An 8,223-nucleotide genomic window follows, 5' to 3' on the forward strand; every position below is an offset into this window, starting at 1 on the left:
ACCATTTTACGTAATCGGTTTGTGCAGACATGGCAGTGGCGTATGTTATGGCTAATGGCTTTATTTTGTTTGGAATGTCATAGGCTTACAAGCCATTTTTACGTTGCTAAGTTTGATCAGCAAATTCAGCGGGGCTGAGTGGTGGGCTGCAAGCGAAAATAAAACGCTGTAGAGCAAATTAATTGGTGACAGACTGGCGCAATTGGCGCTACAAAGGCGGTTTTTCTGAGGGGCTATGCGTGACAGCGGAATTATTAGTAGCGGCACCGGATGCTGAGCTGGTTTTCGACCAAATAGCGGATGCTTTGGTTGCGACCGGCTATGCGGTCATACCTCTTGCGCTGCCGCCAGCCATTGCTGAAGCTATGTTTCTGCGTATTGCCTCCTTCGAAGATGCGGGCTTTCAGGCAGCGGGGGTGGGCCGTGCCGATGAGTTTCAAGTTAATCCCTTTGTGCGCAAGGACGAGATTCGCTGGTTGTCCCAGCAGGATCCAGTCGAGGCGGCTTACCTCGCTTGGATGGAACAGTTGAGGCTAGGGCTAAATCGGCGCTTGTTTATGGGCTTGTTTGACTACGAAGCGCATTTTTCACGTTACACCGAGGGCGCATTTTACAAAAAGCATGTCGATGCTTTTAAAGGCCGCACCAATCGGGTGCTATCGACAGTGTTCTATTTGAATCCGGGCTGGGCATTGGCTGATGGCGGCCACTTGCTTATGTACAGCGATGACCAAGCTGCATCGCTAGAACCGATCGCGAGAATAACGCCGTTGATGGGGAGTTTGGTGGTGTTCCTCAGCGACCGCTTTCCCCATGAAGTAACCGCGGCCAGTCGCTTGCGTTATAGCGTTGCCGGGTGGTTTCGGGTGAATGGCAGTCTAGGACCACATATCGACCCGCCACGTTAGGGTAATTCTGAATAGCTACTGGGCTCAGCAGGCGTGGCGTCGCTATCGAGGCTATTCAGAACTCCCAATATTTCAAAAAATATTAGAGGCGACGTAATAAGCCTAGGGTGTTAACCCGCGCGATCTCTTCAAATAAACCGGAGGCTAAGGCCAATTTGTAAATCGCATAAGGCGCTTGGCCACCTTCTTCTGGCGCGGGGAATAAATCGTGTACGGCAAGTATGCCGCCCTTCATTATCTGCGTTGCCCAACAACGGTAGTCGCAGAGTGCGGCATCGAGACTGTGGCCGCCGTCAATAAATACCATCGCCAGTGGGGTTTGCCAGTGGCGGGCGCTGACTTCTGAGGTGGCGACTAAGGGCACTACTGTGTCCTCCAGTCCGGCGCGACGGATGTTGCGGCGAAATTCCTTAAAAGTGTCAAAGCGGGCTTCGCTGGCGTCGTACAGTTCGGGGTCGTGGAACATTTCGCCAAGTTGATGCTCCTCGGAGCCTATATGATGATCCACGGCGTACACCACGCCCTGTTTTTTCTGGCAGGCGAGGCCCAAATAAATCGTGGACTTACCGCAATAGCTACCGACTTCCAGTACTGGGCCGCGCGTCGCAACACTAAGCGCGGCGTTGTAGAGCGCCTCAGCTTCGTCCTCGGCTAAAAAGCCTTTGATGTCGGTCATATCCAAGGGCAGCGCAATAGTCATCGTTTACTCTATCGGTGAGGGGTAAAGTGGGTTTGCTCGGGCAATTACGGAGCGAACCATAGCCAATATCAAGGCAGCGAGCAAATTACCATCTTGTCAGTTTGGCATTGCTGCAGTGCTTACGGCAATGGTGTATGTTGCTGGTGGTAACATTGCCGTCTTTCATAGACGGCAATAAATTTAAATCAAGAGGGAAGGGCCATGCTCAAATTGTACGGTTTTGCGGTGAGTAATTATTTCAATATGGTTAAACACGCCATGCTTTATAAGGGGCTGCAGTTTGATGAAGTGACCACATTTCCCGGTGCAGACCCGGCGTATATCAATAAAAGCCCAATGGGCAAAGTACCGTGTATTGAAACCGCGCAGGGCTGCTTGACTGAGACCAGCGTGATTCTGAATTATTTAGAAGCCGCCTACCCTGAAAAGCCGCTTTTGCCGACCGACGCTTTTCAGCGCGCGAAAGTGAACGAAATCATGAAGGTGGCAGAGCTGTATATCGAGCTGCCAGCGCGTCGACTGTTTCCAGAGGTTTTGGCTGGTAAAGTAGTGAGTGATGCAATTAAAGCTGAGTCACGGGAAACCTTGAGTAAGGGCTGCAAGGCCTTGGCGGCCTTGGTTCAGTTGCCGAATAGCCCGTATGTCGCTGGTGAAAATATGACCATGGCGGATATTGTACTGCGTTACGCCTTAATCACGGCAAGCATGAGCGCGAAGGCTATTTATAGTTGGGATCTTGTTGCTGAGGTGCCGGGTATGGCCGATTGGAATAAGCGCATGGCGGAATTAGAAATATCCACGCAGCTGGATAAGGCTAGCCAAGAGGGTATGGCTGCGTTTCTACAGGCGGTGAAGGGCAAGTAATTTTCGCGGTAAGTCGGGTGCCGGGATTAGCTCCCGGCCTCTAGTAACTCCAGCTCTTCCTGCAATGCCAGCCATTGCTCCTCGATTTCGTCATTTTTAGCACTCACCTGAGCTTGCTCAGCGAGCGTTTGCTTGAGCTTATTCTTATTAGCATCATCGTAGAGGCTAATGTCGGCAAGCTGCTCCTCTATGGCTGCCATTTGTTCGCCCAGCTTGTGCATTTGTTGTTCGAGTTTTTTGATTTTTGAAGTCAGTGGCGCGAGCTGCGCGCGGCGGGCCGCCGCATCTTGCCGAGCTTGTTTTTTGTCGACCAGAGGTGCGCTTGCCTCGACGGTACTTACCGGTGCACTTTTATCACGATTGAGCAGCCAGTGGCGGTAGTCTTCTAAACTGCCGTCAAAGGGTTCGGCTTTACCGCTGTCGACGAGTAAAAACTCATCCACGGTATTGCGGAGCAGATGACGATCATGGGACACCAAAATCACTGCGCCCTCAAAATTTTGCAGGGCGGTCGTGAGGGCGTGGCACATTTCCAGGTCAAGGTGGTTGGTCGGTTCGTCGAGCAGCAAAAGATTTGGCTTCTGCCAAACGATGAGGGCGAGGGCAAGGCGGGCTTTTTCACCGCCGGAGAAGTTTTCGCAACTTTGCTCGGCATGACTGCCGTGAAAATTAAAGCCGCCGATAAAATTGCGAATTTCTTGTTCGCGGGCTGTGGGCCGCAGTCGTTGCAATTGCAAAATAGGGCTGGCCCCTAAATCCAAGGACTCCAGCTGGTGCTGGTTGAAATAGCCCATATGTAAGTGCTCACCCTGCTGGCGCTGGCCGTGTAAGGGCTTGAGGCTGCCGGCCAAGGTTTTCATCAGCGTCGATTTTCCCGCGCCGTTGGCGCCAAGCAGACCGAGCCGAGTGTTGGGGTGAATACTCAGGTTCAGTTTTTTAACAATCGCGCTGTCGTAGCCGAGATCGGCTTGCGACAAGCTGAGCAGCGGATCCGAGAATTGCTGGGCCTCGTAAAACTTAAACCGAAACGGCGAGTCAATGTGTGCCGGTGCAATATCTGCCATGCGCTCCAGTGCCTTGAGGCGACTCTGGGCCTGTTTGGCCTTGGTGGCTTTAGCGCGGAAGCGACGCACAAAGTCTTCCATGTGGGCGCGAACAACTTGTTGCTTTTCAAAGGCTTGCTGTTGCTGGGCCATGCGTTCGCCACGCTGGCGCTCGAAAGCTGAGTAGTTGCCGCGGTAGCGGGTCAGGGTTTCGCGTTCGAGGTGCACAACGTGGTCGCAGCAGGCATCAATAAAGTCGCGATCATGAGAAATTAGCAGCAAGGTGCCTTCGTAGCGTTGTAACCACTGCTCCAGCCACATGCTGGCATCAAGATCGAGGTGGTTGGTTGGTTCGTCTAGCAACATCAGGTCTGAGGGACACATCAGTGCCTGGGCCAGATTGAGACGAATCCGCCAGCCACCGGAGAAGTCATTGACCGGGTTTTCGAGCTCGTTAAGTTTAAAGCCAAGGCCGGTGAGCAGGCGTTCGGCGTCACTGCGAATCTGATAAGCATTGATGAGGTCAAGCTCGCCGTGGAGTTCGGCTAATTGGTGGTCGTCTCGGCAGGCCGCAATACTGGCTTCAATTTCGCGAAAGCGGTGGTGGCCGTCGATAACGTATTCAATGGCTGGCTGATCACTGGCATCGACTTCCTGGCGCATTTGCGCTATTTGCCAGTTGCTAGGTAGCCGCAGTTCGCCGCTGTCGGCGACGAGTTTGCCGCAGAGGAGTTGGAATAGGCTGGATTTACCGCTGCCATTGGCGCCAACTAGGGCGATATGCTCACCGGGATTAACCCGCAAGTCGACGGCCTCTAGCAATGGTTTGCCGCCGCGTTGTAAGCTGAGATTTAGGAGTTCTATCATGATGGGCCGCGATTATAGCGTGAGTATTGCTTAATGGATGAAAAATTTGTTGATGATCGACCCCAAGGCGCCTTGCAAGATTACTCGCTCTGGGATTACGCGCTGGCAGTGTACTCGCAACCGGCAATCCAAGCCCAGTGTTTAGTCTTGCAAGATCGCTATGAATTGGATGTTAACCTACTATTGGCCGCGGGTTATTGGGCGTGCGCTGAGCGCTGTTGGTCGGCTGCGCAAGTGGCGGAGTTAGTCTCGGTGTCGGCAGAGCTGCGCGAAGATTATGTGCTTCCCCTGCGGGAGCTCCGCCGGAAAGCAGAGGGCCCTAAGCGGCAAGAGCTTTATCGCGCGTTGAAAACGGCAGAGCTCGCGGCAGAGCGACTACAAATTGAAGCTATAGCGCAGAAATTAGCTGCGTTTTCCGGCAATGCCAAGCCCAAGAGCCAAAACCGCTATATGGCCAATTTAACAATGTATGCGCGGAGCTACAAAGGTAGCGAGCAAATTAAATTGGCGGCTTGCCTAAGCGAATTGGCGGCGTCGCTGGCGGCTGCGGCTTAAAAGTCGTCAAAAAGACTAGCTAGTCGGTCGGCGGGCTTATCGGGGTGGCTGGGTATATCGCTCATTCTGCGAACTCGGCGTTTGGGCTTCGGGGCGATTGTGGCAGCTTTCTTAGGCGCTGGCTCGGCGCTGACTTCCGCCGCAGATTTAGCCAGTTCAGATTTAATTTCTGCCATTGTGTCATTCGCTGCTGCTTGCGGCGATGATTTTGAGGCGACGTCTACCGAAGCTACAGTTGCTTTTGGCTCGGCTTTGGCTTTTGCAGTTGGTTTGGCTGCAGATGCTTTCGCTTTCATGGGTGCTTTTGCTGGCGCCGCGGAGGACTTGGTCGGGCTGGCTTTGCTCGCCGGCTTAGCCACCGTTTTACTGAGCGATTTGTCGGTTTCGAGCATCGCTTTAAGAACGGCTTTTTCTTTGCGTAAGACTAAACGCTGCTCGATGATGCTGCCGCGCAGTTGTGCTAAGGCAGCCTGATCGCTGTCAAAGTTACGCTGGGCGCTGGCTAAGCTGGCTTTTAGCCGACCTTGGGCGCTAGGTTTGGCATTTTTAGGGTCTTTTAGGCGATCTTGGCACTGCTTGAGATGGGCGCGGGTCTTGTCAATTTGCGCTTTTTGCTTGTCTTCTTCTTTTTCAAGGGCAGTCAGGGCTGTTTCCAGAGCATGAATGTGCTTTTCTCTAAGCCCATATAGCTCAGATTGCAGTTGGTTTAATGTTGCTATTGGGCTATTTGTTGCTAGGCCCTTGTTATTATTGCTACTCGCCATGCGATTAACCCTGTAAGTGGTTAAAATAACATCAATCTTCATTATACAAACTTGTCACAGAGAATCTATCTCTGTAATGCTCAGTGTAGCTAAGTATTTATTGGTCTTGCCTCTGTGTCTGTTGGAACGCTTGTGGCAGACTACGGTCTGATATCCCATGTCGAATCCACGACGGTTCTTTTTATCCATAAAATTAAGGTAGTTACATGAATAAGACACTGGTATGTGCGGTGATAATGAGTGGTCTGCTAACGGCTTGCGGTGGTGATAAGTCGTCAAAAGCTGATTTAGGTACCGAGATTGGCAAAGTAAGTTACGGCATAGGCGCAAATATCGGCGCACGCTTTGGTGATGACCTCCCTCTTGACGTCGATGCCTTTAGCGCCGGTGTGCGTGATGCGATGGCCGGTGGCGAGATGCAAATGACCGAAGAGGAAATTATGAGTACCTTGCAGGCCTACCAGCAGAAGCAATTAGCGGTGCGTCAGGAAGAAGCACAAGCGGCTGGCGGCAAGAACAAGGCGGAAGCGGAAGCCTTTTTTGCCAAAAATGGCAGTGTTGAAGGTGTTGTGACGACTGAAAGTGGCCTGCAGTACCAAGTTTTGGTTGAAGGTAAAGGCGATAAGCCGACGGCGGATGACACTGTAGAAGTGCATTATCACGGTACTCTGCTTGATGGTACGGTATTTGACAGTTCTTACCAGCGCGGCGAGACCGTGAGCTTCCCAGTGGGCGGCGTGATCCCCGGCTGGACAGAAGCTTTACAGCTTATGCCGGTTGGTTCTAAGTGGAAGTTGTTTATTCCACCAGCGTTGGCCTATGGTGCTGGCGGTGCGGGCCAAATGATTGGTCCAAACGCTGCATTGGTGTTTGATGTTGAGTTGATTAAGATTGCTGGCGCTGAGTAATTTGTCGGTAGTATAAAAAAGCCCCGCTAGTCGGGGCTTTTTTTTGCCTATGCATTGATAGGCAGGCAAATTCAGGGAGCTATAACAGAAAGCGACGACGCGAGGTGCAGCTGGCGGTGCAGTACATCCTTGTTCGCACCAGTGTCATCCGTGATGTGATCAGTTTACGCTTTTGGTCGGGCCAAAATATCGGCAATTAGCGTCATTGCGTGTAGGAAATCATCCACAATTTACACATTACAGGTACTGGGACAGGGCCTCGCTAGTCCATTGGCGGAGTGAGGCGATATCTTGTTCGGTGCTGGCGGTACCGGGCAGCACTGCTTCGGCATGGACTTGCCGGTCAAACCATAGCCTCACGTGTTGGTAGTCCGCCAATTCGGGCGCTGAGGCCAACCAGACCATAGTGTCAGCCCCCATGCGGCCGTCGCGGAGTTGGTGGCGCAGGGCTTTATTGAATGTCGGGAGTGATTTGGCTAAGCCGGGCGTCGCGGCCCAGCCAGGGTGCATATTGTAAACAGTGGCGACCGTTTCCATGTGCTTACTCATTGTAAGTAGTGCGCGCTTGGCGCGGGCGTAGGCTTTACTGCCGTTAAAGGGCTTCTCGCTATACTGCATGTCGCTGATGTTGAGACCTTGGGTATAAAGCCCTCCGGAGACCACGTTGATCACGCGGCTGTCCTTGTGCAAGCTAGGATTGAGTATTTTTGTCAGTAGCATTGGCGCGAGGAAATTAACGGCAAGGCTGCGTTCAACGCCTTCATTTGTCACTTCCCGCTCGTTAAATAACGCACCGGCATTATTAATAAGGACGTCAATTTTGGGGTAATCAGCGCTGATCTGGCGTGCTACTTTCGCGGTGCTTTCGAGTAGGGAAAAATCGGCCTCGTAGAAATTAAGCCGGTCTTTGGCGCAGCCGCTGAAAGCCATTATCTCCTTGGCCGAGTGCGCTAGGCGCACTTTATCGCGGCCGATTAAAATAAGTGTTGCACCGAGCCGAGCAAGCTCGCATGCGGCGCTAAGGCCAAGTCCGGCAGTGGGCCCGCTAATGGCAACTATTTTACCGTCCATGCGGCTTGCGTGAGATTTTCGCGGTTGCTGAAAATAACCCCTGCGTCCAAAGTTAATCACCGCAGGAAGTATAAGGTGATCGGCGATGCTATCTTGCAATCGCGGCAGTGGCGCGGCGGGAACTTCAAGCGCCTGTTTTAGACCCGCGGCAGCGTTTTTACCTACACGGTTCAACATTGGTTTCAGCAGGAATAAAATTCCTTGCGATATGCCTGTGAACTCTAATTTAGCCGAATAATTAATTTCGGTGGTATTGGCATCCAATGCCGCGAAAGACATAGTGTCCAAGGCCGAAAAATTGACGCCATGGCCCTGCAATACAAGAAGCTCTTGTTCTTTCAGCGCAAGCTGGGTGTAGTGCATAGTAACGTGCTGAGAACCGAATAACTTTAGCTCGAGCTGATATTTGCAGCCGAGGGCGACGGGGCCAGGGCTGAGTTTGTTAGCGCTGACTACGCTGGGATCCCATTGTTCTATCGTTGAAAAGTCGCGTAGGTAGGCAAAGCAATCGGCGAGTGAGCGCTTGACGATAATGCGCTCTTC

At 52.3% G+C, this 8,223-nt stretch carries 8 protein-coding genes; 4 read left to right on the forward strand and 4 right to left on the reverse strand.

Annotated elements, in window-relative coordinates:
- The first annotated feature begins 239 nt into the window (after positions 1 to 239).
- A complete protein-coding gene (locus ABYT30_RS12275) occupies positions 240 to 908 on the forward strand; it encodes a 2OG-Fe(II) oxygenase (protein ID WP_373079003.1) in 669 nt (222 codons plus the stop codon).
- Between the two features lie 82 nt (positions 909 to 990).
- Here the strand turns inward: ABYT30_RS12275 and ABYT30_RS12280 are convergent, their stop codons facing one another.
- On the reverse strand, positions 991 to 1,608 hold the full coding sequence (locus ABYT30_RS12280) for a class I SAM-dependent methyltransferase (RefSeq protein WP_373079006.1): 618 nt from the start codon (positions 1,606 to 1,608) through the stop codon (positions 991 to 993).
- Between the two features lie 201 nt (positions 1,609 to 1,809).
- Here ABYT30_RS12280 and ABYT30_RS12285 point away from each other — a divergent pair, with 201 nt between their 5' ends.
- On the forward strand, positions 1,810 to 2,472 hold the full coding sequence (locus ABYT30_RS12285; protein ID WP_373079009.1) for a glutathione S-transferase family protein: 663 nt from the start codon (positions 1,810 to 1,812) through the stop codon (positions 2,470 to 2,472).
- A 26-nt stretch (positions 2,473 to 2,498) separates the two neighbouring features.
- On the opposite strand, the gene ABYT30_RS12290 is transcribed toward ABYT30_RS12285, so the two are convergent.
- Positions 2,499 to 4,382, reverse strand: a complete 1,884-nt coding sequence (locus tag ABYT30_RS12290) for an ATP-binding cassette domain-containing protein (RefSeq protein WP_373096737.1) — start codon at positions 4,380 to 4,382, stop codon at positions 2,499 to 2,501.
- A 33-nt stretch (positions 4,383 to 4,415) separates the two neighbouring features.
- On the opposite strand from ABYT30_RS12290, the gene ABYT30_RS12295 reads away from it, so the two are divergent.
- Positions 4,416 to 4,937 carry a TIGR02444 family protein gene (locus ABYT30_RS12295; protein ID WP_373079013.1) on the forward strand — a complete coding sequence of 174 codons (522 nt, stop codon included), beginning with the start codon at positions 4,416 to 4,418 and terminating at the stop codon, positions 4,935 to 4,937.
- Here the strand turns inward: ABYT30_RS12295 and ABYT30_RS12300 are convergent.
- Positions 4,934 to 5,701 carry a hypothetical protein gene (locus tag ABYT30_RS12300; RefSeq protein ID WP_373079015.1) on the reverse strand — a complete coding sequence of 256 codons (768 nt, stop codon included), beginning with the start codon at positions 5,699 to 5,701 and terminating at the stop codon, positions 4,934 to 4,936. The genes ABYT30_RS12295 and ABYT30_RS12300 overlap by 4 nt on opposite strands.
- Positions 5,702 to 5,907: 206 nt before the next feature.
- Here ABYT30_RS12300 and ABYT30_RS12305 point away from each other — a divergent pair, with 206 nt between their 5' ends.
- A complete protein-coding gene (locus ABYT30_RS12305; RefSeq protein ID WP_373079018.1) occupies positions 5,908 to 6,609 on the forward strand; it encodes an FKBP-type peptidyl-prolyl cis-trans isomerase in 702 nt (233 codons plus the stop codon).
- 237 nt (positions 6,610 to 6,846) lie between these two features.
- Here ABYT30_RS12305 and ABYT30_RS12310 read toward each other — a convergent pair.
- On the reverse strand, positions 6,847 to 8,223 hold a 1,377-nt coding region (locus ABYT30_RS12310; protein WP_373096738.1), incomplete at its 5' end, for an SDR family NAD(P)-dependent oxidoreductase.

It is taken from the genome of Zhongshania sp., assembly GCF_041623545.1.
In the GTDB taxonomy this organism is placed as follows: domain Bacteria; phylum Pseudomonadota; class Gammaproteobacteria; order Pseudomonadales; family Spongiibacteraceae; genus Spongiibacter.

Bases quoted from the DNA above. Each gene is read 5' to 3' on its own strand.
- ABYT30_RS12280 (WP_373079006.1), bottom strand. From the start codon at position 1,608: ATGACTATTGCGCTGCCCTTGGATATGACCGACATCAAAGGCTTTTTA.
- ABYT30_RS12285 (WP_373079009.1), top strand. From the start codon at position 1,810: ATGCTCAAATTGTACGGTTTTGCGGTGAGTAATTATTTCAATATGGTT.
- ABYT30_RS12290 (WP_373096737.1), bottom strand. From the start codon at position 4,382: ATGATAGAACTCCTAAATCTCAGCTTACAACGCGGCGGCAAACCATTG.
- ABYT30_RS12295 (WP_373079013.1), top strand. From the start codon at position 4,416: ATGGATGAAAAATTTGTTGATGATCGACCCCAAGGCGCCTTGCAAGAT.
- ABYT30_RS12300 (WP_373079015.1), bottom strand. From the start codon at position 5,701: ATGGCGAGTAGCAATAATAACAAGGGCCTAGCAACAAATAGCCCAATA.
- ABYT30_RS12305 (WP_373079018.1), top strand. From the start codon at position 5,908: ATGAATAAGACACTGGTATGTGCGGTGATAATGAGTGGTCTGCTAACG.